Raw genomic sequence first — 24,989 nt, 5'->3', positions numbered from 1 at the left:
TTTCCGATCAAGGAGGCGCGCATGGATCATGCAACGGTGATGACGCTCGTGCAGTGGATGCACGGGGCCGAATGGCGGCTCACCCTGCAGCATTCCTGCCCCTGCCACGCCCTTGTCTGGATGACACGCGGACAGGGCGTAGCCGTGGTCGAGGGCGTGCGCCGGGGCATAGGCGTGCACAACGCGCTGGTACTGCCCGCTCGCACGATGTTCTCGCTCGATCCGGGCAAGACCGGCTTTGGCCTCGTCTGCGAGATGCCTGCGCAGGCCACGGCGCCTATGCCCGACCGGCCACTGCACATGCGAATCCGGGACGTCATGGGCCAAAACGAGCTGACAGCTATCTTCGAGGGGATGCAGCGCGAGCAGAACGACGCGCGCCCGTTCTCGGAAGAGGTGGTGGACGCGCAGGCGGCCCTGATGAGCGTCTGGCTGCGCCGCGCCATGCTCTCGCAACCCGAAGAGCCCGCCTCCGGTGCCGCCGAACGACTGGTGCGGGCCTACGCCGCGCTGATCGAGCGCCACCACGCCAGCACCCGCAGCATGGCCGACCACGCCCGCACGCTGGGCGTGACGCCGACGCACCTGACGCGCGTCTGCCGGCGCCTCTCGGGGCTGAGCGCCGCCGAGTTGCTGACCGAACGCAGCCTGCATGCCGCACGCGACCTGATCGAGGCAAGTGATCGCCCGATGGCGCAGATCGCCGCCGAACTTGGCTTCGGCAGCGCTGCCTACTTCTCGCGCTTCATCCTGCACCACACCGGCCGGACGCCCTCGGACCTGCGCAGCGCCGCCCGCGCGCGCATCGCCTCTCCCGTCGCCACTGCGGCCCGGCAGGTTATCTGACGACCCATCCGGGTTGCGTGCGCGGGCACGCCGGGCTCTAATGGAAGCGGTCCCCAAGCGAGAGAATCCTGCCATGCCGCGCCCTGTCCCGCCCCATCACCCCGGTCTCGCCACGCTGTGCGACGATCTATGCGCGGGCCGGATGGGACGACGCGCATTTCTCGGCCATGCCACCGCGCTCGGGCTGGGGGCGGGCGCGGCGTTGTCGCTCGCCGGATTGCCGGGCTCGGCGCACGCGGAAACAGCCATCGCGCAGGGCGGCACGTTGCGCATCCAGCAGAACGTGAAGCCGCTCGGGGATCCGCGCAGCTTCGACTGGAGCGAGATGGGCAACCAGGTCCGCGGTTTTCTCGAATACCTGGTGGAATACCGCCGCGACGGCACATTTCGCGGCATGTTGCTCGAGGGTTGGGACGTCAGTGCCGACGCCACCCGCTACGTGCTGCACCTGCGCCCCGGCGTGCGCTGGAACAATGGCGATGCGTTCACCGCCGCCGATGTCGCGCACAATATTGCACGCTGGTGCGACAGCACCGCGCCAGGCAATTCAATGGCCAGCCGGTTCTCTGCGCTGATCGACTTCGCCACCGGGCAGGTACGCGAGGGTGCGATCGAGATCACCGATCCGCTCACCGTCACCCTGCGGCTCGACCGCCCCGACATCACGCTGATCGCTGGCATGTCGGATTACCCTTCGGCAATCGTGCATCAAAGCTATGACGGCGGCGATCCCTTTGCGCATGGCATCGGCACAGGCCCGTTTCGCCCGGTCAGCCTGAGGGTGGGCGAGCACTGCGTTCTCGAGCGCAACCGCGATCACAACTGGTGGGGAACAGAGGTGTTCGGCGGACCGTGGCTTGATCGGGTGGAATTCATCGACCTCGGAACCAACCCGACGACCTGGCTCGCCGCCGCCGAGGCGGATGAGATCGACCTGCTCTACGAGAGCGTCGGTGCCTTCATCCCGGCGATGGACGCCATCGGCTGGACCGCGACCCGCGTCGAGAGCGCCGCCACCATCGTGTTTCGCGGTGCGCAGAACGCGCGCATAGTCGGCACCAACCCCTATGCCCGCCGGGGCGTGCGCCGCGCGCTGGCACTGGCAGTGGATAACGCGATCTGTCTCGAGCTCGGCCATGAAGGGCGCGGCACGGTCGCCAACAACGATCACGTGAGCCCGCTGCAGCCCGCGCATGCCGATCTCGGTCCGGTGCCCTACGACCCGGCAGAGGCGCGCCGCCTCGTGGCCGAGGCGGGGCTCATGGGCTACAAGCACGAGCTGGTTACCCTCGATGACGAATGGCAGCGCTACAGCGGCGACGCGGTCGCGGCACAGCTTCGCGATGCCGGCCTCAGGGTGGAGCGGCGCATCGTGCCGGGGGCGAGCTTTTGGGCCAACTGGCGCAAGTACCCGTTCTCCGGCACACAGTGGAACCACCGTCCCCTCGCCGTTCAGGTGCTCGGCCTGGCCTACCGCTCGAACGCGGCGTGGAACGAGACGGGCTTTGCCAATGCCGAGTTTGATGCCTTGCTGGACGAAGCCAATGCCCTCTTCGATGCCGACGAACGCCGCAAGGTCATGGCACGGCTTCAGTCGATTCTGCGCGAGGAGGGGGTCATCATCCAGCCCTACTGGCGGGATCTGCACAATCATCACAACGGGCGGCTCGTGAATGCCGCCAAGCATCCAGCCCACGAAATCCATTTGTACCGGATCGGTTTCGCCGCCTGACCGCGCGTGGATCAGCTCCCGAGGATCACCCGCACGTAATTGCGCGTCTCCTTGTAGGGGGGCACGCCGCCGTATTTCTCCACCGCCTGCGGCCCTGCGTTATACGCCGCCAGCGCCAGCCGCCACGAGCCGAACTTGCGGTGCTGTGCGGCGAGGTACCGCGCACCGCCTTCAAGGTTCTGCCGCGGATCGCGGGGATTGACACCCAGCAACCGTGCCGTCTGCGGCATGAGCTGCGCCAGCCCAAGCGCACCCTTGTGCGACACGGCGTCAGCCCGCCAACCCGATTCCTGCTGCACCAGCCGCAGGAACAGGCTCTCGGGAATGCCGTGACGGCGCGCCGCCTGCTTGGCCATGTCAAGATAAGGGCCGCGATAGGCCCCGCGAAACTGCGGCGACGGCGAGAGATCGCCCCACATCGTCGGCGTGACAAAGCCCGGACGCTCGAGCCTTATGGCGCTCTTGCGCTCTTGCCGCTCCCGCCGGTCGAGGACGCGCGCCTGCGACTGGAACACGTCGAGCCGCCCCTTGGTCGAGAGCGTTTCCGCAAAACCTTGCTGCGGCCCGGCCAGCACGACGAGCAGCGCCACCCCAATCCAGCGCATCACTTTTGATCCCCCCGATCCATCTCCGAGCAGAAAATACAGAATTCCGCAGGATTTTCGAGCCTTTTTCGAAATGGGCTGTCACCAGCGCGGGGAATCGCCGTCGGAACGCGAATTTTAACCTTTCCTTCACGCTGTTGCGGTGGTGTAACCGGGGACAAGGCGCAACAGCGAGAACAAGGAGGGCGCGATGGCCGGCTCCGTAAACAAGGTGATCCTTATCGGCAACCTGGGCCGCGACCCGGAGACCCGGACTTTCCAGAACGGGGGCAAGGTGTGCAACCTGCGCATCGCCACCTCCGAGACATGGAAGGACCGCAACACCGGCGAGCGCCGCGAAAAGACCGAATGGCATTCGGTCGCGATCTTTTCCGAGCCGCTGGCACGCGTGGCCGAGCAATACCTGCGCAAGGGCTCCAAGGTCTATATCGAGGGCCAGTTGGAAACCCGCAAATGGCAAGATCAGTCCGGGCAAGACCGCTACAGCACCGAGGTGGTGCTGCGGCCCTACCGCAGCGAACTGACGATGCTGGACGGCCGCGGCGACAGCGGCGGCGGAGGCGGCGGCTATGGGAGCGACCAGGACCAAGGCCAGGGAAGCGGCGATTACGGTGGTGGTGCCCCGGTCGGGCGCCCGTCCGGCGACATGGATGACGAGATCCCGTTCTGATCCCGAGCGCATCCGCGCCGCTTTGCCTCTGGTCATTCTGCGTCGCGGCGTCTAAGGCGCATGCGGAACAGGATCAGGACAACGCCCAATGGATTTGCGTAATATCGCCATCATCGCCCATGTCGACCACGGCAAGACCACGCTCGTGGACGAGTTGCTAAAGCAGTCCGGTGCCTTTCGCGCCGGGCAGGCCGTGGACGAGCGCGCGATGGACAGCAATGACCTCGAACGCGAGCGCGGCATCACCATCTTCGCCAAGCCCACCTCGGTGGTCTGGAAAGGCACCCGCATCAACATCGTCGACACCCCCGGACACGCCGATTTCGGTGGCGAGGTCGAACGCATCCTGAGCATGGTCGATGGTGTCGTGCTGCTCGTCGATGCCGCCGAAGGGCCGATGCCACAGACCAAGTTCGTCACCTCCAAGGCGCTGCGGCTCGGGCTGCGCCCGATCGTGGTACTCAACAAGGCCGACAAGCCCGCCGCCGAGGCCGACCGCGTACTCAACGAGGTATTCGACCTCTTCGCCAGCCTCGACGCCAACGACGATCAGCTCGATTTCCCGCATATGTACGCCTCGGGGCTCAACGGCTGGGCGGATCACGCGCTCGACGGGCCGCGCCGCGATCTCTCGGCACTGTTCGATCTGATCGTCAACCACGTTCCCGCGCCGAAGCAACTCGCCCAGGCCAACGATGATTTTCGGATGCTCGCCACCACGCTCGGGGCCGATCCGTTCGTCGGGCGCATACTCACCGGTCGCGTCGAATCGGGGCGGCTGAAGGTAGGCCAGACCGTGCAGGCCCTCAGCCGCATCGGCCAGAAAATCGAACAGTTCCGCGTGAGCCGCATTCAGGCATTCCGCGGCCTCGCCAGCCAGGATATCGACGAGGCAAACGCCGGCGACATCGTCACCATCGCCGGCATGTCCAAGGCGACCGTGGCCGATACGATCTGCGCGCTTGCCGTCGATACGCCGATCGCAGCCCAGCCTATCGACCCGCCCACCATCTCGGTCACTTTCGGCATCAACGACAGCCCGCTCGCCGGTCGCGACGGCAAGAAGGTGCAGAGCCGCGTGATCCGCGAACGCCTGATGAAAGAGGCCGAGTCGAACGTCGCCATCAAGGTCAGCGACACCCCCGGCGGCGAAGCTTTCGACGTGGCGGGCCGCGGCGAATTGCAGATGGGCGTGCTGATCGAAAATATGCGCCGCGAAGGGTTCGAGCTTTCGATCACGCGCCCGCAGGTGCTGATGCGCGAGGGCGAGAACGGCGAGCGGCTGGAGCCGGTCGAGGAAGTCACCATCGACGTAGACGACGAATTCACCGGCGCGGTGATCGAGAAGATCACCGGCCCGCGCAAGGGCGAACTGGCCGAGATGAAGCCCTCCGGCGCGGGCAAAACGCGGATCGTGGCGCATGTGCCGTCGCGCGGGCTGATTGGTTATCACGGCGAGTTTCTGACCGACACCCGCGGTACCGGCGTGCTCAACCGCGTCTTTCACGGCTGGGTGCCGCATCGCGGGCCGATTCCCGGGCGGCGCGCGGGCGTGCTCATCTCGATGGAATCGGGCGAGGCGGTGGCCTACGCGTTATGGAATCTCGAGGAACGCGGGCGCATGTTCATCGGCGCGCAGGCCAAGGTGTACGAGGGAATGATCATCGGCGAGCACAGCCGCGAGAACGATCTCGAGGTCAATCCGCTCAAGGGCAAGAAGCTGACCAACGTGCGGGCCTCCGGCACCGACGAGGCGGTGCGCCTGACCACGCCGATCACCCTTAGCCTGGAAGAGGCGATCGCCTATATCAATGATGACGAATTGGTGGAGGTAACGCCGAACGCGATCCGCCTGCGCAAGCGCCACCTCGATCCGCACGAGCGCAAGCGCGCCGCCAAGCAGGGCTGAGACGCGCGGCCGAGGGCGCGATGACAGCGGGCCGCTTCAATGCCTCAAAGTCCTCGGCTACGAGGGCCGCTGGCCACCGCAGGATCAAGAATAACGAGGAGTGTTCGCATCGCTCTCTCTCAGATACACGACACGGGACGTAGGGCACGCCTCGCCTGTGCCAGTTGACATGCTTGCCACCAGCGCGCGGTCCGGGCCACTATCAGCCGGGGCGCGCGGGAGGTGCAGATGCCGGGATGGCTTGGATGGATCGTGATCGCGGCACTGCTAGCCGGTACCCCGGCAGGAGCGGAGCCTTTGGAATGTCCCGATCCACGCTTCGAGGTTCTGAGCGATGACGACGCCCTGGCACAAAAGGTATGTGCCTTCGCGCGCGAGTCGGCAGAGAAGCTGGCTGCCTGTAACGTGCCCATCTCCGAGAAGCGACGAGTACGCATCGAAGTCGTGACCGAGATGCCCGAAAAATGTCTGGGCCTTTATTATTGCGGCGAGGATAAAATTGAAATCCCCCTGCCCGAAGTCATGCAGTCAATGCGCCTCTCCGACAGCAGCCTCTCTCACGTGTCACCCGAGGCATTCTTTCGGAGTATCATCGTCCATGAGCTGGCCCACGCCGCCTTTGACGAGGTACCCTGCCCGTTCGGAAGCTGCATCACCGCCAGCGAATATGTAGCCTATAACATGCAGGTCATGTCGCTGCCCGAAGCTGATATCACCATCTTCGAGACCGGCCTCGATAAGTCCAAGAAAATCTCGCGGGATTTCCTGAACCCGGTCATTCTCTTCATGGCGCCTGATACCTTCATGACCTGGGCATGGATTCACCTCAATCAGCGCCCGGATGCCTGCGCCTATATCGACGATGTAATGGAAGGCCGCGTCCGCCTGGACTATGAGCGTCCGTGACGCGATCAGTCGGTCACTTCGACAATCAGCAATTCCCGCTCCGACGCGCCGCGCGCGTGGTCGAGTGCCTTCTGGTATTCGGGGCTGTGATAGCACGCCTCGGCCGCCTCGAGGCTGGGAAAGCGGACCACCACGTTTCGGGGGCGATCCTTGCCCTCGAGTTGCACATACCGCCCTCCGCGCGCGAGGAACTCGCCCCCGTGCGCGGCGATCGCCGGTCCGGCGAGCGCCGCGTAGCGACCATAGGCGTCGGCATCCGTGACGGTGACATGGGCGATCCAGAGTGCGGGCATGGGGGTATCCTTTCACAGGGCGTGGTGGTGAGGTCAGACGCCGTCGACGATCACAAGGTCACGGTTCGCCGCCGACAGGGCGAGCGGCAGGATACGGCGATATTCAGCGCAGTTGTACCAGTCGAGCGCGGATTGACGGTCGGGAAACTCGATAATGACGTGCCGGTCGGGGCAATTGCCCTCGATCACGGTCTGTGCCCCGCCCTTCGCCAGGAACCGACCGCCGAACTTGCGTGCCAGCGCCTCGGTCTGCTCGGCATAAGCGGCATAGTCCTGCGGATCGGTGATGGTGATCCGACCGATGATATAGACGCTCATTCACCCTCCTCAGGAGGCCAGAACCTCCTCCGCCGCGGTGATCGCCGCCTCGGCGCCGCCGATATCGCTGCCGCCGCCCTGCGCCATGTCGGGACGACCGCCGCCGCCCTTGCCGCCGAGCGCGGGCACCGCCGCGCGCACGAGGTCCACGGCCGAAACGCGGCCTGCAAGGTCGGCGGTCACGCCCGCCGCCACCGCCACCTTGCCGCCGGTATCGGCAATAAGCAAGATGGCACCGCTGCCAAGACGCGCCTTGTGTTCGTCGATGAGCGGCGGCAGGTCGCGCCCCTGCACGCCGGAGAGCACCTGCGCAAGGAAGGTGACACCGCCCACCTCCCGCGGTTCCGGACCGGCATCCCCTGCGGCACCGCCCGTCATCGCCAGCTCGCGGCGCAGCTGCGCCACCTCGTTGGCCAGCGCCCGGCGCTCCTCGATCAGCGCGCGGACGCGCTCGGGCACGTCTTCGGCCCGCGCCTTCAGGTCCCCCGCCACCGCCGCGAGGCCGGCACTCCGCGCAGTGAGATGGTCGAATGCCGCCGCCCCGGTCAGTGCCTCGATCCGGCGCACCCCGGCGCTCGACGCCCCTTCGCCGATCACGGCGAAGGTGCCGATGTCGCCGGTCCGTCGCACATGGGTGCCGCCGCACAGCTCGATCGAGTAGGTCGTCCCGTCCGTGCCCTTGCCGGAGCCGTCTAACCACCCCATCGAGACCACCCGGACCTCGTCACCGTACTTCTCGCCGAAAAGCGCCTGCGCGCCGATGGCACGGGCGTCGTCCGGGGTCATGATCCGCGTCTCCACGGGGCTGTTCTGGCGGATGAAGGCGTTGACCTCGGCCTCGACGCGGGAAAGATCGTCGGGATCGAGCGCCTTGGCGTGAGAAAAGTCGAAACGCAGCCGGTCCGGCGCGTTGAGGCTGCCACGTTGCGCTACATGCGGTCCAAGCGCGCGCCGTAACGCCTCGTGCAGAAGGTGCGTGGCGGAGTGATTGGCGCGGATGGTGCTGCGCCGCTCGTGATCAACCTCGAGCCGCGCCGCCTCGCCCGCCTTGATCTCGCCGGTCTCGACCTCGGCCATGTGCACGAACACGCCCGCCACCTTCTTGCAGTCGCTCACCCGGGCGCGGCCGCTCTCGGTCTCGATCACCCCTGTGTCGCCGACCTGCCCGCCGGCCTCGGCATAGAACGGCGTCTGGTTGAGCACGATCTGCACGCGCGTGCCAGGCGCGGCCTTCGCAATCTCGGTGCCATCGGCCACCAACGTCAGGATGCGCCCCTCGGCGCGCTCGGTCTCGTAGCCAAGAAACTCCGTGACCCCGTGGGTCTCGGCAATGTCGAACCACACCTGCTGATCAGCGGTCTCTCCCGATCCGGCCCACGCGGCGCGCGCCTTGGCCTTCTGTTCGGCCATCGCCGCCTCGAAACCCGCAAGATCGACCTCCCGCCCCTGCTCGCGTAGCGCGTCTTGCGTCAGGTCGAGCGGAAACCCAAACGTATCATAGAGCCGGAACGCCGCCTGACCGGGGAGGGCCGCGCCCTCCGGCAGGTGGCCAAGCTCATCCTCCAGAAGCCGCAAACCACGCTCCAGCGTCTGGCGAAACCGCGTCTCCTCGAGACGCAACGTCTCGGTGATAAGCGCCTGCGCGCGGCCCAGCTCCGGGAATGCCTGCCCCATCTGCGCCACCAGCGCGGGCACCAGCCGGTGCATCACCGGCTCCTTGGCGCCCAGCATGTGCGCATGGCGCATGGCGCGGCGCATGATCCGGCGCAGCACGTAGCCGCGCCCCTCGTTGGAGGGCATCACGCCGTCGGCGATGAGGAACGAGGTCGAGCGCAGGTGATCCGCGATCACCCGGTGATGCACGCGGCCCGGTCCGTCGGGGTCGGCGCTCGTGGCGTGCGCGCTCGCCTCGATCAGGCTGCGCATCAGGTCGGTGTCGTAGTTGTCGTGCTTGCCCTGCAACAGCGCACCGATCCGCTCGAGCCCCATGCCGGTATCAATGGACTGCATGTCGAGCGGGCGCATCGAGCCGTCCTCGAACCGCTCGTTCTGCATGAACACGAGGTTCCATATCTCGATGAAGCGGTCGCCATCCTCATCGGGGCTGCCCGGCGGCCCGCCGGGCACTTCGGGGCCGTGATCGTAGAAGATTTCGGTGCACGGCCCGCACGGCCCGGTCGACCCCATCGACCAGAAATTGTCTTCGCTCGCGATGCGGATGATCCGCTCGTCGGGCAGGCCCGCGTATTTCTTCCAGATATCCGCGGCCTCGTCGTCCGTGTGGTAGACCGTCACCAACAGCTTCGAGGAATCGATCCCGAAATCGCGCGTCAGCAGATCCCAAGCGTAAGGGATGGCCTGCTCCTTGAAATAGTCCCCGAAGCTGAAATTCCCCAGCATCTCAAAGAACGTATGATGCCGTGCGGTGTAGCCGACATTGTCGAGATCGTTGTGCTTGCCGCCGGCGCGCACGCATTTCTGGCTGGTCGCGGCGCGCGTGTAGTCGCGATGCTCGACCCCGGTAAAGCAGTTCTTGAACTGCACCATACCGGAATTGGTGAACATCAGCGTCGGGTCATTGCGCGGCACCAATGGCGAGCTTTCGACGACGCGGTGGTCGTTGCGCTCGAAGAAATCGAGGAATGCGCTGCGTATCTCGTTGAGCGTGGGCATGGATGTGGGGCTTCCGGCATTGTGAAACAGGGCGTTCGTGCCGATTTAGCCGTCAGCGCCGCCCGTGTCCACAGCCCAAAACCCCTTGCCGCACGCCCGCGCTCAGGCTTCGAGGACGGGCCCGGTGTCGGTCTCTTCGGCCATGTCGAAATCGAGCCCGTGTGCCGCGCGGATCTTGTCCTCGATCTCGGTCGCGACCCGCGGGTTCTCCTTCAGAAATGTCTTGGCATTCTCGCGGCCCTGCCCGATGCGCTCGTCACCATAGCTGAACCAGCTCCCCGACTTATCGACGATGCCTGCCTTCACGCCCATGTCGAGAAGCTCCCCGGTCTTGGAGATGCCCTCGCCATACATGATATCGAACTCCACCTGCTTGAAGGGCGGCGCGACCTTGTTCTTGACCACCTTTACGCGGGTTGCGTTGCCGACAACTTCGTCTCGATCCTTGATGGCACCAATGCGACGGATGTCGAGACGGACTGAACTGTAGAACTTGAGCGCATTGCCGCCCGTGGTGGTCTCGGGACTGCCGAACATGACGCCGATTTTCATGCGTATCTGGTTGATGAACACAACCGTGCACTTGGTGCGGCTGATCGAGCCGGTGAGCTTGCGCATGGCCTGGCTCATGAGCCGCGCGTGGACGCCCACGCTGCTATCGCCCATCTCACCCTCGAGTTCAGACTTTGGGGTGAGTGCAGCAACCGAATCGACGACGATGAGGCTGACCGCGCCGGAGCGCACCAGCGTATCGACAATTTCGAGCGCCTGTTCGCCGGTGTCGGGCTGCGAAATGAGCAACTCGTCGAGATCGACACCAAGCTTGCGCGCATAGATCGGGTCGAGCGCATGCTCGGCATCGACGAAAGCGCAGACACCGCCCTTTTTCTGTTCCTCGGCCACGCAATGCAGCGTGAGCGTGGTCTTGCCAGAGCTTTCGGGTCCGTAGACTTCCACCACGCGCCCCTTCGGAATACCACCGATCCCGAGTGCGATGTCGAGGCCGATGGAGCCGGTAGAGGTGGCTTCGATGTCGGCGACGGGATTGTCGCCGCCCATCTTCATGATCGAGCCCTTGCCGAATTGCCGTTCGATCTGTGCCAAGGCGCTGTCCAGCGCCTTCTGCTTGTCCGCCATACGCTTGTTGTCCATTGAAAGTAGGTCTGCCGTTGCCATTGCGTAGCTCCGTTATTTCATACCCCGTGGAGGGCAGCAATGCCCGCCTTTGTTCTGGTATTGTTCCCATTCATGGGGCAAAACACACGCCATGACAAGAGACAATCTTGGTGATGACAGCATCCCGGCGAGACGTTAAGAAGTTATTGACGCCGATGCCAAAACTGGCGGCCAGGATCGGGACACACTGGATTTGCTCGTTTTCTCTCGACAGAACCTTGTCCTTCTCTCGGTTCCCAAGACCGGCAGTACCGCCTACGAGGCCGCGCTCGCGCCCCATGCTGCGATGGTGATCAGCGCGCCGCCCGACCTCAAGCACGCGCCTGTGTTTCGATACAACCGCTTCTTCCGGCCGATGATCGAACGCTTCATCGGTGCCGATCCGGACGTGGTCGCCGTGATGCGCGAGCCGATCGACTGGCTGGGAAGCTGGTACCGTTATCGTCGCCGCGATGCCCTTGATGGGCACCCCAACAGCACAATCGGCCAGAGCTTCGACGCGTTCGTGGCCGCCTATTGCCGCGGAGATGCGCCGCCCTTCGCCCGTGTCGGCAGCCAGGCGAAGTTCCTCGAGCCCCAACGCAATGGTACCCGCGTCACCCATCTCTTTCGCTACGAGGACCAGGACGGGTTGCGCGGTTTCCTCGAACGGAGGCTCGGTGTCTCCATCGACCCCCCCTCCTGCAATCGCTCGCCGCAGTCCGCGCTCGATCTGTCCGCACGTATCGAGGGGCGACTGCGCCGCAAGTACGCGGATGACTTCACGCTCTATGACGGGATCGGGCCGGACGGACACTATGAGGCCCCCGCGCCGCGCCCGCCGCCCAACTCCTGAGTATCCGTGCCGGCCAAATCCGGATTCCGCACCAAGCGGTGCACCGTCTCCACAAGCTCGTCGAGGGAAAACGGCTTGGGCAGGAAGACCGACCTCGGCAACCGCGCCTGCGCGTCGCCAAAGGTCTCTTCGGCATAGCCGGAGACGAACACCACGGGCACGTCCGGGCGATCGGCCAGCGCCCTTTGCACCCAGCCCGGACCGTCCAGCCCCGGCATCACGACATCGGTGACGAAAACATCCACCGAAAGCGTCTTGTCGCCAAGGATTTCGAGCGCCTCCTCGGCAGAGCCTGCCTCGATCACGCTATAGCCGCGAAGTTGCAATGCACGGCTCGCGAATGCGCGCACCGGCACCTCGTCCTCCACGAGCAGGATCACCCCGGCGCCACGCGCGGCGTCGGGCAAGGCCGCACCGCCCTCCGTCCGCGCGGCCTCGCAATGCGCGTGAGCCGGGAAAAACAGCCGGAACGTCGTGCCCCGCCCCTCAACGCTATCGGCGAAGATGAAGCCGCCGCTTTGCTTGACGATGCCATAAACCGTCGACAGGCCGAGCCCGGTGCCCTTGCCGACACCCTTGGTGGTGAAGAATGGCTCGAATACCTTGTCGAGCTTGTCCGGCCCAATACCGGCACCCTCGTCTATCACCTCGACCGAAACATACTTGCCGGGGGCCACGACCGCGCGGTCGCGGCACAGCGGCTCGTCAAGCGCGATGTTCTGCGTCACGATACGGATATCCCCTCCATTGGGCATGGCGTCCCGGGAATTGACCACGAGGTTCATGATGACCTGCTCGAACTGGCGCTTGTCTGCCCGGATCGCGTCGAGGCCCGGCTCGTGGCTCAGGGTGAGCGTTATCCGCTCCCCGACGAGCCGATTGAGCAAGTGCGTGAGATCCGAAAGCGTGTCGCGCAGATCGAGAATGCGGGGGTGCATCGTCTGCTTGCGCGAATAGGCGAGCAGTTGGCTGACCAGTGCCGCGGCGCGGTTGGCATTCTGGGTGATCTGGGTCAAGTCGGCATAGTCCTGATCTCCTGGATCGTGGCGGAGCAGGATCAGGTCGCAATGCCCGGTGATCGCGGTGAGAAGATTGTTGAAATCATGCGCGATCCCCCCGGCAAGCTGGCCGATCGCCTGCATTTTCTGGCTCTGGACGAATTGCGCCTGAAGTGATTTGAGTTCCGTGGCGTCAGTCATCACCGCGATGAGCACTGTCTCGTCACCGTCGCGCGCCCGGTTGAGCGCCACCTGCACAAACCTCTCGCCCTCGGCCTGCCGCACGCGCAGGAACTCGGGATGAACCGTCCCGCGCTCGGCGGCGGCGTCGGCGATCCAGTCCGCAACCGGCCGACCAAGCCCCTCGAGCATCTCGCCAAGCCGCAGGCCGCCTGTCTCCTCACAGCCCAGCAGCACACGGGCCGGCCTGTTGGACAGACGGATACAGCCCTCGGTGTCGAGCTTGAGCAGCGGAACCGGCAAATGGTCGAAGAAGGCCCAGCCGTCCACCGCGCCCGGCCCGGTCTCGAGCCCCGGCAGGAGATACGCCTCTCGGCGCCCGGCGATACCAAGCCGCTCGAAATACAGACAATCAAGCGGTCCGTCCGGCGTGGCAACCTTGCAAAAGGCCCCCGATCGCACCGTTCCGGTGCCGCAGACCTCGTCGAGCGTGCGGATGCGGCTGCCTATCAAATCGCGCGCCGCCGGGTTCATGTAGAGCACGGTGCCATTGCGCCCGAGCGTCATCATCGGAAGCGGATGTGCCTCGGGGTCCCTGAGCGGGGGGTCCGCGGATTTCTCGATGCGCCACATGTAGAGCGCCTCGCCCGCCTTGTGCACCGAGAGACTCATGTGGCCCGCACGCGTCACCATGTCCTCCCGCGCCGCGCCGACCGCGGCGGCGCGGGATTCCATTCGGAACAGAAGTGGGTCGGGATTGGCAAGCTGCTCGCGCAGGAGGGTCGTGAGCGTGCTTCCCTTTACCGTCGCGAAATCATGGCGCGCAGCGCGATTGGCAAACACGATCGCCCCCCCGGGGCCGGACAACAGAAGAGGCCGCGGGTCGTGCTCAATAACGCCAGCGGCCTGGGAGAGCAACGCCGCGCTGTCACGCGCGGCGCGATACCGGACCACCCAGAGCCAGAGCGCCGCGCAAAACAAGATTGCGGCGACGAGCGTCAGCATCCACCGTGCCTGCCCGCTGCCCATCAGAAAGCCTGTCGCTGCAAAGAGCGCCGCTGCCGCCCCAAGGATACCCGCACGCGGAGCCAGCCGCTGTCCGGCGCGCTGCCAGTTTTCATCGGATATTGTCAGGAATGCCACCCGCCGCGCCTTTTGCTCTATGACCTCTCCGGCGCGATCCTGCGACGAAACGATTAAGGCAGACTTAACGGCAACGGAAAAATCACGTCAAGATTGCAATTACGAGCGCGACTCGTGAATAAGCTGTGTTGAAAAGAAACCGTCCCCGGTCTCGCTGATCGGCCAGCGCCGCGACGTTGCACAGAACCAATCGTCGGATTCACATAAAAAACGGTCGATAACGCGCTCGTTCTCCTCGATAAAAATAGAACATGTGCAATAAACGAGCCGTCCGCCAAGTGCGACGAGATCCGCCGCCCGCACGAGGATATCCTGTTGCATGCGACCCAGGTCCGCCAGATCGCCGGGCGTCAGGTTCCATTTGGCCTGCGGCCCACGCCGCCACGTGCCGCTACCGGAACACGGCACGTCGCAAAGCACCGCATCAAACGGCGCAAGTCCCTGCAAATCTTGCGTTTCACAGAGCCGAACCTCTGCCCCCGCCCGGGCCGCGCGGGCCGGCAGGTCGGACATGCGGCGCGTCGAGGCATCATGGGCGAACCATTCCCCGTCGAGCCGGGCGGCAAGCGCCAGCGTCTTGCCGCCGCCCCCCGCGCAGTAGTCCAGAACGCGCGCCCCGGGCCGCAGGTCGAGCGCCTCCATCGCCGCCTGGCTGCTGGCATCCTGAAGCTCGACCGCGCCTGTTCTATAAAGTGAAGACATGGATATCTTACGTTCACCTTCAAGAACATGCAGCGCCATCTTCGCCTCATCGAGCGGGCGGGTGACGATTCCCTCCCGTGCCAGCGCCGCTTGCGCCGCAGAGCGCGACATCCGCCGGGCATTGACCCGAAGCGTGACAGGCGCGCGGTGGCGCAGCATCTCGGCTGCCTGCGCCGCCCCGTTGTCGAGAGCGGCCTCGAAGCGCGGCCAGAGCCAATCCGGCAGGTCGCGCGCCTCCGCGTCGTCCGGCGCACGCCCCGCCGCGCGTTCGGCATCGGAAAGCACCCTGGGTGCGTGCCCTTCACTGGTGAAAAGTGTATCGGGATCAATGCCCTGCTCGCGAAGTAACCCGATCAGGAGCGCGCGCGCGCTGTCCCCGCCACCGCGCGCCGCGCAGGACCGCCAGCGCCGCAGCACCGCGAAAACGTGATCGCGCACCGCCGCCCGATCCTTGGAGCCGGCATAGCGCGCACCGCGCGCCCAATTGGTAAGTGCCCGTTCCGCCGGGGCACCTCCGCGAACCGCGTTGATAACCGTGATCGCCGCCGAAATGCGCGCACCCGGGGTCATGATGAAACTTTAAGTTCGGATCGCAAGAGTCTGAAAAACCTAACTTGCTCGGTAATTTGGCGCCTCGCGTGTGATCTGCACGTCATGGACATGACTTTCCTTCAGACCCGCTCCCGAGATGCGCACGAACCGACACTTGTGGCGCATCTCGTCCACGGTGGCACAGCCGGTATAGCCCATGGCCGCGCGCAGACCACCGACAAGCTGGTGCAGCACCGTGCCCGCGGGGCCCTTGTAGGGTACCTGCCCCTCGATCCCTTCGGGCACCAGCTTGTCCGAGGCCGCATCCTTCTGGAAGTAGCGGTCGGCCGAGCCACGCGCCATCGCGCCAAGACTGCCCATGCCACGATACGCCTTGAACGAGCGGCCCTGGTAGAGGATCACCTCGCCGGGGCTCTCGTCGGTGCCCGCGAGCATCGAACCCACCATCGCGCATGACGCCCCCGCCGCGATCGCCTTGGCGAAATCGCCAGAGAACTTGATGCCGCCATCGGCGATCACCGGTATATCGCCCGCCGCCGCCGCGCTGTCCATGATCGCGGTGAGCTGCGGCATGCCCACGCCCGCCACCACGCGGGTGGTGCAGATGCTGCCCGGTCCGATCCCTACCTTCACCGCGTCGGCGCCCGCGTCGATCAGCGCGCGGGTGGCCTCGGCAGTGGCGACGTTGCCAGCGACGACCTGCACCTCGTTCGAGATCGACTTGGCTCTCTTGACCGCCACGGCCACGCCCTCGGAATGGCCGTGCGCGGTGTCGATCACCACCATGTCGACGCCCGCCTCCACCAGCGCCTGCGTGCGCTCGAACCCGGCATCGCCCACGGTCGAGGCCGCGGCCACCCGCAGGCGTCCGAGCCTGTCCTTGCAGGCCGTGGGATTGAGCACCGCCTGCTCGGAATCGCGCAGCGTCAGCAGGCCGGTGAGCTTGCCCTCGCGGTCGGTCACGAGAAGCTTCTCGATGCGCCGCGCCTTCATCAGCGAGCGCGCCTCGTCGCGGTCGGCGGGTTCACGCAGGATGGCGAGATTGTCGGACGTCATCATCACGCTCACCGGCGTGTTCTCGTCCTCGGCAAAGCGCATGTCGCGATTGGTGACGATGCCGACGACGCGCCCGCCCTCGTCCACCACCGGGAACCCGGTGATCTTGTAGCGCTCCTGGAGCGCCTTGGCATCCGCGAGTGTCTGGTCGGGGCGGAGCGTGATCGGGTTGTACACGATCCCCGATTCAAACCGCTTCACGCGGCGTACCTCGCGGGCCTGTTCCTCGACGGTCAGGTTGCGGTGGATCACCCCCATGCCGCCCATTTGCGCCATCGAGATGGCCATGCGCCCCTCGGTCACCGTGTCCATGGCCGAACTCAAGAGCGGAATGTTGAGGGCGATGTCGCGGGTGACGCGCGTGCGCGTGTCGGCGTCGGAGGGAAGTACCGAGGATGCCGCGGGCACCAGCAGGACGTCGTCAAAGGTGAGTGCCTCGCGAATCTCCATTCCGTCTCTCCGTGAATGTCTCGTTTGGCGGCTCCCTATCGCATGTATCACGGGTAGGGGAAAGGGCGTTCTCGCCGCAGTCGCAGCCCGCGCCCGGCACCGGGTCATAGCCGCTCCCGCCCCAGGGATTGCACCGGGCGATCCGCCGCAGTGCAAGCCACCCGCCACGCAATGCTCCGTGGCTCTCCAGCGCGTCGAGCGCGTATTGGCTGCACGTGGGTTGATAGCGACAAGACCAGCCGAGCCAGGGCGACAGGATCAGCCGGTAGCCCCGGACCGGCAGCGCGAGCAGGCGGGCGAGCGGGCTCATTCGCGCGCCCGCAGGCGGTCGAGCGCGAAGGAGAGATCGCGGCGCAACTCATCGAACGGGCGCTGCCCCGTCTCTCCCGCCCGACCGATCAGCACATAATCCCAACCCGGTTGCCCACTGGCGGGCAGGATCTCACGCGCCACTGCGCGCAGCCGCCGCTTGGCACGGTTGCGGGCCACGGCGTTGCCCACCTTCTTGGAACAGGTAAATCCAACGCGGACGCCGGGATCGTCATCGCGCCGATCACGCCCCTGCACCATCATCGTCTTGGTACCCTGCCGCTTTGCCCGCGCGGCGGCCAGGAATTCGGCGCGTTTGCGCATCACGTCCAGCGCAACGCGCGGACATGACGAATCCGCCGGAGGCGTATTCCCTGCCTTGTTGTCAGGGGCCTCCGGCGGTGTCATGGTCATGTCGAAGGGCTGGCGCTCAGGCGCTCAGCGACTTGCGGCCGCGGGCGCGGCGGGCATTGAGAATCTTGCGCCCGGCCTTGGTGGCCATGCGCGCGCGAAACCCGTGACGATGCTTGCGCACGAGGTTCGAGGGTTGAAAGGTGCGTTTCATCGCTCCGTCTCCGGTTCTGCGGGGCACCGCGCGACAGGAATCGCACCGAGCCCGGATGTGTTCGAAGCCCGTTCTATAAAGACGCTCCCCGGCCAAGTCAAACCCTCGCCCGGAGATTTTCCCTTGCATTTTCGCGGACACCCCCTGCTCTCGGTGTATTACAGAAACCACGACGCGCATCACCCGGGATCACCCCCTCGTGAAGGTACTGGCGAGCGAGCGCCGGACCGTACATTTAGGAGCGAGAACGAACAAACCCGGTGAACTCATGGACCAGAGCTCCTCATCCACGCCCACGACCCGGAGGCGGCGCCTCGTGCGCCACGTCCCGCTCGCTATTATCCTCGTGGCGGCGGTGGTGGGCTATGTCACCTTGCGCGAGCACATCACCTTCGAAACGCTGCGCGAGCATCGCGAGATGCTCCTAGCCTTTCGCGACACCCATTTCGCGGCGCTGACGGCAGCCTTTATCACCACCTACGTGGTGATTGTCGCCTTCTCGCTGCCCGGGGCGGCGGTGGCCTCGGTCACCGGCGGCTTTCTTTTCGGGCTCGTGTTGGGTACGGCGTTCAACGTCACCGCCGCCACGCTGGGGGCGATCGCCATCTTCCTCGCCGCCCGCTGGGGGCTGGGCGCGGCCCTCGCGGCACGGATCGAGACGTCGGAGGGCCGTCTCAAGCGGCTCAAGAAGCGCCTGCATGACAACGAGATCAGCGTGCTGTTCCTGATGCGGCTGGTGCCCGCGGTTCCGTTCTTCGTGGCCAACCTGCTACCGGCGCTGGTGGGCGTGCGGTTTCGCAACTTCGTGCTGACCACGGTGCTGGGGATCATCCCCGGGGCGATCGTATTCACCTGGATCGGCGTGGGGCTTGGCGAGGTGTTCGACCGGGGTGACACACCCGATCTTTCCCTCTTGTGGGAGCCACAGATCATCGGCCCCATTCTTGGGCTTGCGGCGCTCGCCGCGCTGCCGATGCTCATCAAGGCCATCCGTGGGAAAAGGGACATTTGAGAATGCACAAACTGACACCGGATCTGCTGGTCATCGGGGCCGGCTCGGGCGGGCTTTCAATCGCCGCGGGTGCCGTGCAGATGGGGGCGAGCGTCGTCCTTCTCGAAGGCCACAGGATGGGCGGAGACTGCCTCAATTTCGGCTGCGTCCCCTCCAAGGCGCTGATCGCAAGCGGCAAGGCCGCCCACGCGCAGGCCAATGCCGCGCAGTTCGGCATCGCCGACGTTGTCCCGCAGGTCGATTACGCCGCCGCCAAGGATCACGTCGCAAACATCATCGCGCAGATCGCACCGGTCGATAGCCAGGAGCGATTCGAGGGGCTCGGCGTGCGGGTGATCCGCGAGTACGGCGAATTCATCTCGCCCACCGAGGTGCGCGCGGGGACCCACATCATCTCTGCCCGGCGCACGGTCATCGCTACCGGATCCTCACCCCTGGTGCCGCCGATTCCGGGGCTCGATCGCGTGCCATACGAGACCAATGAGACCATCTTCGAGCTGCGCGAGCGCCCAGATCACCTGCTGGTCATCGGCGGTGGCCCGATCGGTATGGAACTGGCGCAGGCGCATCGTCGTCTCGGCTGTGCCGTCACCGTGATCGAGGGCGAGAAAGTGCTGGGCCAGGACGATCCCGAGATGGTCGAGGTCGTGCGCGCCCGCTTCGACGCGGAAGGCATCGCGATAGAGGAAGCGGCGTTGGCCGCCGAGATAACCGGTAAGGCAGGCGCCATCGAAGTCGTGGCCAAGGACGGCCGTGTATTCAAGGGCAGCCACCTTCTGATGGCCGTCGGGCGCAAGGCCAACATCGACCGGCTCAACCTCGAGGCGGCGGGCATCGAGACGACGAGGCGCGGAATCAAGGTGGACGCCTCGCTGCGCACCAGCAACAGGCGCGTCCATGCCATCGGCGACGTGGCGGGAGGGCTGCAATTCACCCATGTTGCGGGCTACCAGGCGGGTCTCATCATCCGGCAGGCGCTGCTCGGTCTGCCCGCGAAGAATCGCACCGATCACATCCCGTGGGCCACCTACACCGATCCCGAACTGGCCCATATCGGCCTCACCGAAGCACAGGCGCGCGACATACATGCCGGCAATCTCGAGGTTCTCCGCTTTCCCTACAAACACAACGACCGGGCCATCGCCGAGCGCAAGACCACGGGCCTCATCAAGGTGATGGTCGTGCGGGGTCGGCCGGTCGGCGTCTCGATTGCGGGCGCGCAGGCGGGCGAGCTCATCAGCCTCTGGGCACTGGTCATCGCCAACAAGCTCAAGATGAAACACGTGGCAGGCATGGTCGCGCCCTACCCCACGCTGGGCGAAATCAACAAGCGCGTCGCCGGAGCCTATTTCTCGCCCCGGCTCTTTGATAGCGCTATGGTGAAACGGGTGGTGCGCCTCGTGCAGCGTTGGCTGCCTTGACGCCGCTGAAGGGAGGGCACGCGTGCTAAGATCGCTTTCAGGCCGGTTCCTGATCCTCACGGCCATCTTCGTGATGCTGGCCGAGGTGCTGATCTTCGTGCCCTCCGTGGCGCGGTTCCGCGAACAGTTCCTGCTCGACCGCCTGCAACGCGCGCAGATCGCCTCACTGGGACTGCTGACCGGCGGCGAGGTTTCCGCCGATCTTGAGGAAGAGCTCCTGCGCAACGCCGAGGTTTTCAACGTGGTACTGCGCCGCGATGAGGCGCGCCAACTCGTCCTCTCCTCGCCGGTTCCCGCGCCTGTCTCGCAGAGCTTCGACTTGCGGGATCCGTCGGCTGTCACTCTCATCACGGACGCCTTCCGCCGCCTCGCACAAACTGATCCAGAAGTCATCCGCGTGATCGGCGAGCCGGTGCGCATGGGTGGAATCCTCATAGAGATCACGCTCGACACCGGCGATCTGCGCACAGCGATGATAGATTACGGGCTGCGCATCCTGTGGCTGTCGCTGGTCATCTCGGTGATCACGGCGGGACTTCTCTTCGTGGTGGTGCAATGCTTCGTCGTGCGTCCTATCCGCCGCGTGGTCGGGGCCATGCAGACCTATGCCGCCGATCCCGAGGATGCCCGCCTCGTGATCACCCCATCCTCGGGCATCACCGAACTGCGAGAGGCCGAGGAAAGCCTGCATTCGCTGCAACGCCAGCTCACCGCCGCGCTCAAGCAGAAAGAGCACCTCGCCCAGCTAGGCAGTGCCGTGGCCAAGATCAGCCACGACCTGCGCAACATCCTTACCTCCGCACAGCTCTTCACCGACCGGCTGGAGATGAGCGAGGACCCCCGCGTGCGGCGCATGGCCCCCAAGCTGGTCAACTCGCTGACCCGCGCGGTGCACCTGTGCGAAGCCACCCTCGCCTACGGCAAGGCCGAAGAGCCCGCGCCCAAACTGGCGCGCCATAACCTCGCCGACCTGGTGACGGACGCCATCGAGGGCGAACGCCTTGCCGCGGGCGATCTTGCCGTGGGATTCGAGAACCGCGTAGCCGCCGACGTGGTGCTGCGCGCCGATGCCGAACAGTTCTACCGCGTGCTCACCAATCTTATGCGAAACGCACGTCAGGCGATCGTCAGAGCCGGCGTGCCGGGCCGCATCATCGTCTCCGCCGAGGCCGACACGCGGGATTGGGTGATCCGGGTCGAGGATACCGGCCCCGGCCTGCCGGCCAAGGCACGCGACCATCTGTTCGAGCCGTTCCGCGGCGGCGCGAGCAGTGGCGGCACCGGGCTCGGACTCTCGATCGCCGCCGAACTGGTGCGTGGCCACGGCGGCACGCTGACCCTCGAACGCAGCGACGAGAACGGCACCTGTTTTCGCATCACCCTGCCCAAGGGAAATTTCGCCGCCGCGGCATAAAACCGCCAACTCCCCCTTGCATCGCCACACCGCAAAGTCTAAACGCTGACCTCGACGGACCGATAGCTCAGCTGGATAGAGTACTTGACTACGAATCAAGGGGTCGGGGGTTCGAATCCTCCTCGGTCCGCCACAAAGCCCAAGAATAACAAGGGTTTGAAAGTAGGTCGCGCAAGCGACCTTTTTCATTTCCGCGCCGGGGTAACGTCTGGGGCAACAGATTGCGACGCCCCGATACGCTTGTATCAGAACAAGCCGCGAGTCGCTCGGACCATGCGATTGAGCTACTCCCCCATCGGTTGGACAGTATCTGGCGTAGTTTAAGCTACTCTTTGCACCTGCTGATCGGTTTGGGTTTCATTTTTTCTCTGCCAATAGATCACAGCAGGTGGTCTGCCGCCCAGTGCCGATTACGGGAGCTGTTGGACGCAGAGCCAGACATCGCGATGCCGCGTTGCCTGCAACGCCTCGCCTGCGATCAGAGGTTTGGGTAAAGCGGGAATGCTTCGCAGAGCGCTTCGACCTCTGCGGCGACCATGGACTCAACGGCGGCGTTGCCGTCCTCGCCGTTGGCGGCCAGGCCGTCGGTGACCTGCACGATCCAGTCGCCGATCTGGCGGAACTCGGGTTCGGCGAAGCCACGGGTGGTCCCCGCCGGGGTGCCCAGGCGGATGCCGCTGGTCACAGTCGGTTTCTCGGGGTCGAAGGGGATGCCGTTCTTGTTGCAGGTGATCTGGGCGCGTTCCAGCGCCGCCTCGGTGGCGTTGCCCTTCACGCCCTTGGGGCGCAGGTCGACCAGCATGACGTGGCTCTCAGTGCCGCCGGTGACGATGTCCAGACCGCCCTTCATAAGCTGATTGGCCAGCGCCTGGGCGTTCTTGACCACTTGTTTCTGGTAGGTCTTGAACTCCGGGCGCAGTGCCTCGCCAAAAGCCACGGCCTTGCCCGCGATCACATGCATCAAAGGCCCGCCCTGGATGCCGGGGAAGATGGCCGAGTTGACCCTTTTCGCAATCGCCTCGTCATTGGTGAGGATCATGCCGCCACGCGGACCACGCAGGGTCTTGTGCGTCGTGGTGGTGACCACATGGGCATGCGGGAAGGGACCGGGGTAGACCCCCGCCGCGATCAGCCCGGCAAAATGCGCCACATCCGCCAGCAGCCAGGCGCCCACGCTGTCGGCGATCTCGCGGATGCGGGCGAAGTCGATCTGCTGCGGGATGGCCGAGCCGCCTGCGATGATCATTTTCGGCTGATGTTCGGTGGCCAGCTGCTGGATCTGGTCGTAGTCGATCTGGCTGTCTTGCTGGCGCACACCGTATTGCACGGCGTTGAACCACTTGCCCGACTGGTTGGGCCTGGCGCCATGGGTCAGGTGGCCGCCAGCATCAAGGCTCATGCCGAGGATCGTGTCGCCGGGGTTCAGCAGCGCCTGGAAGACACCCTGGTTGGCCTGGCTGCCCGAGTTGGGCTGCATATTGGCGAACTGGCAGCCGAAGAGTTCGCAGGCACGTTCGATGGCAAGGGTCTCGGCGATGTCGACGTATTGGCAACCGCCGTAATAGCGCCGCCCGGGATAGCCTTCGGCGTACTTGTTGGTCATCACGCTGCCCTGCGCTTCAAGCACCGCTGCCGAGACGATGTTCTCCGAGGCGATCAACTCGATCTCGTGGCGCTGACGGCCCAGTTCCTTGCAGATCGCGTCCCAGACCTCCGGGTCCCGCGACGAAAGCGGTTCAGTGAAGAAGGTTTCGACAGGGGATTGCACGGTCATGACGGTATCCTCTCGCTGGGTCGGTTGTGCGGGCGGCGACGGGGCCGGAGCGGCGGTGACGCTCCGGCCAGTCTCGGGTCCGGTTCAGGCAGCCGGAAGGGCGATGGCGCGGGCCGCAGCGCCGTCGCGCGCGCCGTAATGGCCCAGCACGCTGGCCGCCAGCCGCGCGCCCATGTTCCCGGCGCGGTCCACCGGGTGCCCTTGGGCCAGCCCGGCCAGGAAGCCGCTCGCATAGGCATCGCCCGCGCCGGTGCTGTCGACCACCTGCGCGACGGGTGCCGCGGGCACGTGGTGCCGGCCATCCGCATCGGCCACCCAGGAGCCCTTTTCGTGCTCGGTGACCGCGGCGACGGCGACCTTGGACATGGCCCAGTCCAGCGCCGCCTCGGCGCCGTCGCGTCCTGCCAGGGCGCCGATCTCGGCATGATTGCCGATCAGGACGTCGACATAGCGCGAGACCGTGTTGCGCATCACCTCGATGTTTCGCTCCACACAGCCTGCATCCGATGGCGTCAGCGCCACGGTGGCCCCGGCAGCCTTGGCCACCTGGGCCAGCGTTTCGATCACCGCCGCGCCATGCGGCGCGTCCCAGATATAGCCTTCGATGAAGAGGATGTCGAAATCCTCCGGCAGCGCCGCGCGCGCTTCGAAGGGCATCAGCGTGGTCGCCGCACCCAGGTAGGTGCTCATCGTGCGTTCGCCGTCGGGGGTGACAAGGACCACGCAGCGCCCGGTCCCGTGATCGTCGTTCTGGACGACCGCGACCGGCGCGGCCAGCTCGAGTCCCACCATTTCCTGGCGGAAGGTCTCTCCAAGCTCGTCATCGGCAACCTTGCCGATGTAGGTCCCCCGCACCGGCGTTTCGGCCAGATGCGCGATGGTATTGGCGACCGAGCCGCCGGACTGGCGCACGCCCGGTCCGACCTCGTCGAACAGGGCATGGGCGGCCTCGGCTTCGACCAGGTGCATCCCGCCCGGCGTCAGCCCGTGGCGGGTGACCACCTCGGGTGGCACGGCGGCGACGACATCGACCAGGGCATTGCCCAGGCCCACGATATGCGGTGTGCGTTTTGTCATCTTGGCCTCCCTCAATACCGGTAATGCTCGGGCTTGAACGGCCCCTCCGGCGTCACGCCGATATACTCCGCCTGGTCGGGGCGCAGTTCGGTCAGCTTGACGCCGATGCGGTCCAGGTGCAGGCGCGCAACCTTTTCATCGAGGTGCTTGGGCAGGACATAGACCTCGTTGCCGTAATTCTCGCCCCTGGTCCAAAGCTCGATCTGCGCCAGGACCTGGTTGGTGAACGAGGCCGACATCACGAAAGACGGGTGCCCGGTGGCGTTACCAAGATTGAGCAGGCGCCCCTCGGAAAGAAGGATGATCCGGTTGCCCGAGGGCATCTCGATCATGTCCACCTGGTCCTTGATGTTGGTCCACTTGTGGTTCTTGA

Annotated in this window: 22 protein-coding genes, 1 tRNA gene and 1 pseudogene; 10 read left to right on the top strand and 14 right to left on the bottom strand. The window is 65.5% G+C overall.

Features of this window, described 5'->3' with window-relative positions; translation table 11 throughout:
* The first annotated feature begins 21 nt into the window (after positions 1-21).
* Entirely contained in the window at positions 22-846 is an 825-nt protein-coding gene (locus C6W92_RS12230) for an AraC family transcriptional regulator (protein WP_129433614.1), read from the top strand.
* Positions 847-919: 73 nt separating this feature from the next.
* Positions 920-2,578, top strand: coding sequence for an ABC transporter substrate-binding protein (locus C6W92_RS12225; RefSeq protein ID WP_241691151.1), 1,659 nt, complete (start codon positions 920-922; stop codon positions 2,576-2,578).
* 11 nt (positions 2,579-2,589) lie between these two features.
* Here the strand turns inward: C6W92_RS12225 and C6W92_RS12220 are convergent, their stop codons facing one another.
* A complete protein-coding gene (locus tag C6W92_RS12220) occupies positions 2,590-3,183 on the bottom strand; it encodes a lytic transglycosylase domain-containing protein (RefSeq protein ID WP_129433612.1) in 594 nt (197 codons plus the stop codon).
* Between the two features lie 190 nt (positions 3,184-3,373).
* On the opposite strand from C6W92_RS12220, the gene ssb reads away from it, so the two are divergent.
* The 3 genes from ssb (at position 3,374) to C6W92_RS12205 (ending at position 6,668) form a co-directional block, all read left to right on the top strand.
* On the top strand, positions 3,374-3,853 hold the full coding sequence (gene ssb / locus C6W92_RS12215; RefSeq protein WP_129433609.1) for a single-stranded DNA-binding protein: 480 nt from the start codon (positions 3,374-3,376) through the stop codon (positions 3,851-3,853).
* Positions 3,854-3,941: 88 nt separating this feature from the next.
* Positions 3,942-5,762, top strand: coding sequence for a translational GTPase TypA (typA, locus tag C6W92_RS12210; RefSeq protein ID WP_129433606.1), 1,821 nt, complete (start codon positions 3,942-3,944; stop codon positions 5,760-5,762).
* Between the two features lie 228 nt (positions 5,763-5,990).
* The gene (locus C6W92_RS12205) at positions 5,991-6,668 is read left to right on the top strand and encodes a hypothetical protein (protein WP_129433603.1); all 678 of its coding nucleotides are present in this window, start codon (positions 5,991-5,993) and stop codon (positions 6,666-6,668) included.
* A gap of 5 nt (positions 6,669-6,673) precedes the next feature.
* Here C6W92_RS12205 and C6W92_RS12200 read toward each other — a convergent pair whose 3' ends face one another.
* The 4 genes from C6W92_RS12200 to recA all read right to left on the bottom strand — a co-directional run bounded on the left by C6W92_RS12200 (position 6,674) and on the right by recA (position 11,128).
* Positions 6,674-6,961, bottom strand: coding sequence for a DUF1330 domain-containing protein (locus C6W92_RS12200; protein WP_129433600.1), 288 nt, complete (start codon positions 6,959-6,961; stop codon positions 6,674-6,676).
* A 33-nt stretch (positions 6,962-6,994) separates the two neighbouring features.
* A complete protein-coding gene (locus C6W92_RS12195) occupies positions 6,995-7,279 on the bottom strand; it encodes a DUF1330 domain-containing protein (protein ID WP_104020427.1) in 285 nt (94 codons plus the stop codon).
* Positions 7,280-7,288: 9 nt separating this feature from the next.
* Positions 7,289-9,952, bottom strand: a complete 2,664-nt coding sequence (alaS, locus tag C6W92_RS12190; RefSeq protein WP_129433597.1) for an alanine--tRNA ligase — start codon at positions 9,950-9,952, stop codon at positions 7,289-7,291.
* Positions 9,953-10,054: 102 nt separating this feature from the next.
* Entirely contained in the window at positions 10,055-11,128 is a 1,074-nt protein-coding gene (gene recA / locus C6W92_RS12185) for a recombinase RecA (RefSeq protein WP_129433594.1), read from the bottom strand.
* A 193-nt stretch (positions 11,129-11,321) separates the two neighbouring features.
* Here recA and C6W92_RS12180 point away from each other — a divergent pair, with 193 nt between their 5' ends.
* Positions 11,322-11,963, top strand: coding sequence for a gamma-glutamyl kinase (locus C6W92_RS12180; RefSeq protein ID WP_129433591.1), 642 nt, complete (start codon positions 11,322-11,324; stop codon positions 11,961-11,963).
* Here C6W92_RS12180 and C6W92_RS12175 read toward each other — a convergent pair.
* The 6 genes and pseudogenes from C6W92_RS12175 to rpmH form a co-directional block, all read right to left on the bottom strand.
* The gene (locus C6W92_RS12175) at positions 11,924-14,284 is read right to left on the bottom strand and encodes an ATP-binding protein (RefSeq protein ID WP_241691150.1); all 2,361 of its coding nucleotides are present in this window, start codon (positions 14,282-14,284) and stop codon (positions 11,924-11,926) included. The genes C6W92_RS12180 and C6W92_RS12175 overlap by 40 nt on opposite strands.
* 99 nt (positions 14,285-14,383) lie before the next feature.
* On the bottom strand, positions 14,384-15,556 hold the full coding sequence (locus tag C6W92_RS12170) for an RsmB/NOP family class I SAM-dependent RNA methyltransferase (protein ID WP_129433588.1): 1,173 nt from the start codon (positions 15,554-15,556) through the stop codon (positions 14,384-14,386).
* A gap of 39 nt (positions 15,557-15,595) precedes the next feature.
* Positions 15,596-17,044 (bottom strand): IMP dehydrogenase, encoded by a 1,449-nt coding sequence (gene guaB / locus C6W92_RS12165; RefSeq protein ID WP_104020421.1) that lies wholly within the window; start codon positions 17,042-17,044, stop codon positions 15,596-15,598.
* An 88-nt stretch (positions 17,045-17,132) separates the two neighbouring features.
* Positions 17,133-17,354 (bottom strand): annotated as a pseudogene (gene yidD / locus C6W92_RS12160) (membrane protein insertion efficiency factor YidD); the annotation flags it as partial.
* Positions 17,351-17,761, bottom strand: coding sequence for a ribonuclease P protein component (gene rnpA / locus C6W92_RS12155; RefSeq protein ID WP_129433706.1), 411 nt, complete (start codon positions 17,759-17,761; stop codon positions 17,351-17,353). The pseudogene yidD and the gene rnpA, both read right to left, overlap by 4 nt.
* Positions 17,762-17,783: 22 nt before the next feature.
* Entirely contained in the window at positions 17,784-17,918 is a 135-nt protein-coding gene (gene rpmH / locus C6W92_RS12150) for a 50S ribosomal protein L34 (RefSeq protein ID WP_104020418.1), read from the bottom strand.
* Positions 17,919-18,186: 268 nt separating this feature from the next.
* On the opposite strand from rpmH, the gene C6W92_RS12145 reads away from it, so the two are divergent.
* From C6W92_RS12145 to C6W92_RS12130, 4 genes are all read left to right on the top strand, one after another.
* Positions 18,187-18,930 carry a TVP38/TMEM64 family protein gene (locus C6W92_RS12145; RefSeq protein ID WP_129433582.1) on the top strand — a complete coding sequence of 248 codons (744 nt, stop codon included), beginning with the start codon at positions 18,187-18,189 and terminating at the stop codon, positions 18,928-18,930.
* 2 nt (positions 18,931-18,932) lie between these two features.
* Entirely contained in the window at positions 18,933-20,351 is a 1,419-nt protein-coding gene (locus C6W92_RS12140) for an FAD-dependent oxidoreductase (RefSeq protein ID WP_129433579.1), read from the top strand.
* A gap of 22 nt (positions 20,352-20,373) precedes the next feature.
* The gene (locus C6W92_RS12135) at positions 20,374-21,765 is read left to right on the top strand and encodes a HAMP domain-containing sensor histidine kinase (RefSeq protein WP_129433576.1); all 1,392 of its coding nucleotides are present in this window, start codon (positions 20,374-20,376) and stop codon (positions 21,763-21,765) included.
* Between the two features lie 56 nt (positions 21,766-21,821).
* Positions 21,822-21,898 (top strand) — tRNA-Arg (locus tag C6W92_RS12130).
* Between the two features lie 345 nt (positions 21,899-22,243).
* Here C6W92_RS12130 and glyA read toward each other — a convergent pair.
* The 3 genes from glyA to C6W92_RS12115 all read right to left on the bottom strand — a co-directional run.
* Complete coding sequence (gene glyA, locus C6W92_RS12125; protein WP_129433574.1) at positions 22,244-23,539, bottom strand: serine hydroxymethyltransferase; 1,296 nt, start codon at positions 23,537-23,539, stop codon at positions 22,244-22,246.
* An 84-nt stretch (positions 23,540-23,623) separates the two neighbouring features.
* The gene (locus tag C6W92_RS12120; RefSeq protein WP_129433571.1) at positions 23,624-24,616 is read right to left on the bottom strand and encodes an adenosine kinase; all 993 of its coding nucleotides are present in this window, start codon (positions 24,614-24,616) and stop codon (positions 23,624-23,626) included.
* A gap of 11 nt (positions 24,617-24,627) precedes the next feature.
* A partial coding sequence (locus C6W92_RS12115; RefSeq protein ID WP_164989228.1) for an adenosylhomocysteinase occupies positions 24,628-24,989 on the bottom strand: 362 nt, incomplete at its 5' end.

Source organism: Roseovarius sp. A46 (genome assembly GCF_004126395.1).
In the GTDB taxonomy this organism is placed as follows: domain Bacteria; phylum Pseudomonadota; class Alphaproteobacteria; order Rhodobacterales; family Rhodobacteraceae; genus Roseovarius; species Roseovarius nitratireducens.
Note: the sequence above shows the minus strand (reverse complement) of the source record. Positions and strands in the feature narration are given on the sequence as shown.

Excerpts from the sequence above, each read along its gene's own strand:
- C6W92_RS12170 (WP_129433588.1), bottom strand. The coding sequence starts at position 15,556 with ATGACCCCGGGTGCGCGCATTTCGGCGGCGATCACGGTTATCAACGCG.
- guaB (WP_104020421.1), bottom strand. The coding sequence starts at position 17,044 with ATGGAGATTCGCGAGGCACTCACCTTTGACGACGTCCTGCTGGTGCCC.
- rpmH (WP_104020418.1), bottom strand. The coding sequence starts at position 17,918 with ATGAAACGCACCTTTCAACCCTCGAACCTCGTGCGCAAGCATCGTCAC.
- C6W92_RS12205 (WP_129433603.1), top strand. The coding sequence starts at position 5,991 with ATGCCGGGATGGCTTGGATGGATCGTGATCGCGGCACTGCTAGCCGGT.
- C6W92_RS12140 (WP_129433579.1), top strand. The coding sequence starts at position 18,933 with ATGCACAAACTGACACCGGATCTGCTGGTCATCGGGGCCGGCTCGGGC.
- glyA (WP_129433574.1), bottom strand. The coding sequence starts at position 23,539 with ATGACCGTGCAATCCCCTGTCGAAACCTTCTTCACTGAACCGCTTTCG.
- C6W92_RS12145 (WP_129433582.1), top strand. The coding sequence starts at position 18,187 with ATGGACCAGAGCTCCTCATCCACGCCCACGACCCGGAGGCGGCGCCTC.
- recA (WP_129433594.1), bottom strand. The coding sequence starts at position 11,128 with ATGGCAACGGCAGACCTACTTTCAATGGACAACAAGCGTATGGCGGAC.
- typA (WP_129433606.1), top strand. The coding sequence starts at position 3,942 with ATGGATTTGCGTAATATCGCCATCATCGCCCATGTCGACCACGGCAAG.
- alaS (WP_129433597.1), bottom strand. The coding sequence starts at position 9,952 with ATGCCCACGCTCAACGAGATACGCAGCGCATTCCTCGATTTCTTCGAG.
- C6W92_RS12200 (WP_129433600.1), bottom strand. The coding sequence starts at position 6,961 with ATGCCCGCACTCTGGATCGCCCATGTCACCGTCACGGATGCCGACGCC.
- C6W92_RS12120 (WP_129433571.1), bottom strand. The coding sequence starts at position 24,616 with ATGACAAAACGCACACCGCATATCGTGGGCCTGGGCAATGCCCTGGTC.
- C6W92_RS12220 (WP_129433612.1), bottom strand. The coding sequence starts at position 3,183 with ATGCGCTGGATTGGGGTGGCGCTGCTCGTCGTGCTGGCCGGGCCGCAG.
- C6W92_RS12195 (WP_104020427.1), bottom strand. The coding sequence starts at position 7,279 with ATGAGCGTCTATATCATCGGTCGGATCACCATCACCGATCCGCAGGAC.
- ssb (WP_129433609.1), top strand. The coding sequence starts at position 3,374 with ATGGCCGGCTCCGTAAACAAGGTGATCCTTATCGGCAACCTGGGCCGC.
- C6W92_RS12230 (WP_129433614.1), top strand. The coding sequence starts at position 22 with ATGGATCATGCAACGGTGATGACGCTCGTGCAGTGGATGCACGGGGCC.
- rnpA (WP_129433706.1), bottom strand. The coding sequence starts at position 17,761 with ATGACACCGCCGGAGGCCCCTGACAACAAGGCAGGGAATACGCCTCCG.
- C6W92_RS12225 (WP_241691151.1), top strand. The coding sequence starts at position 920 with ATGCCGCGCCCTGTCCCGCCCCATCACCCCGGTCTCGCCACGCTGTGC.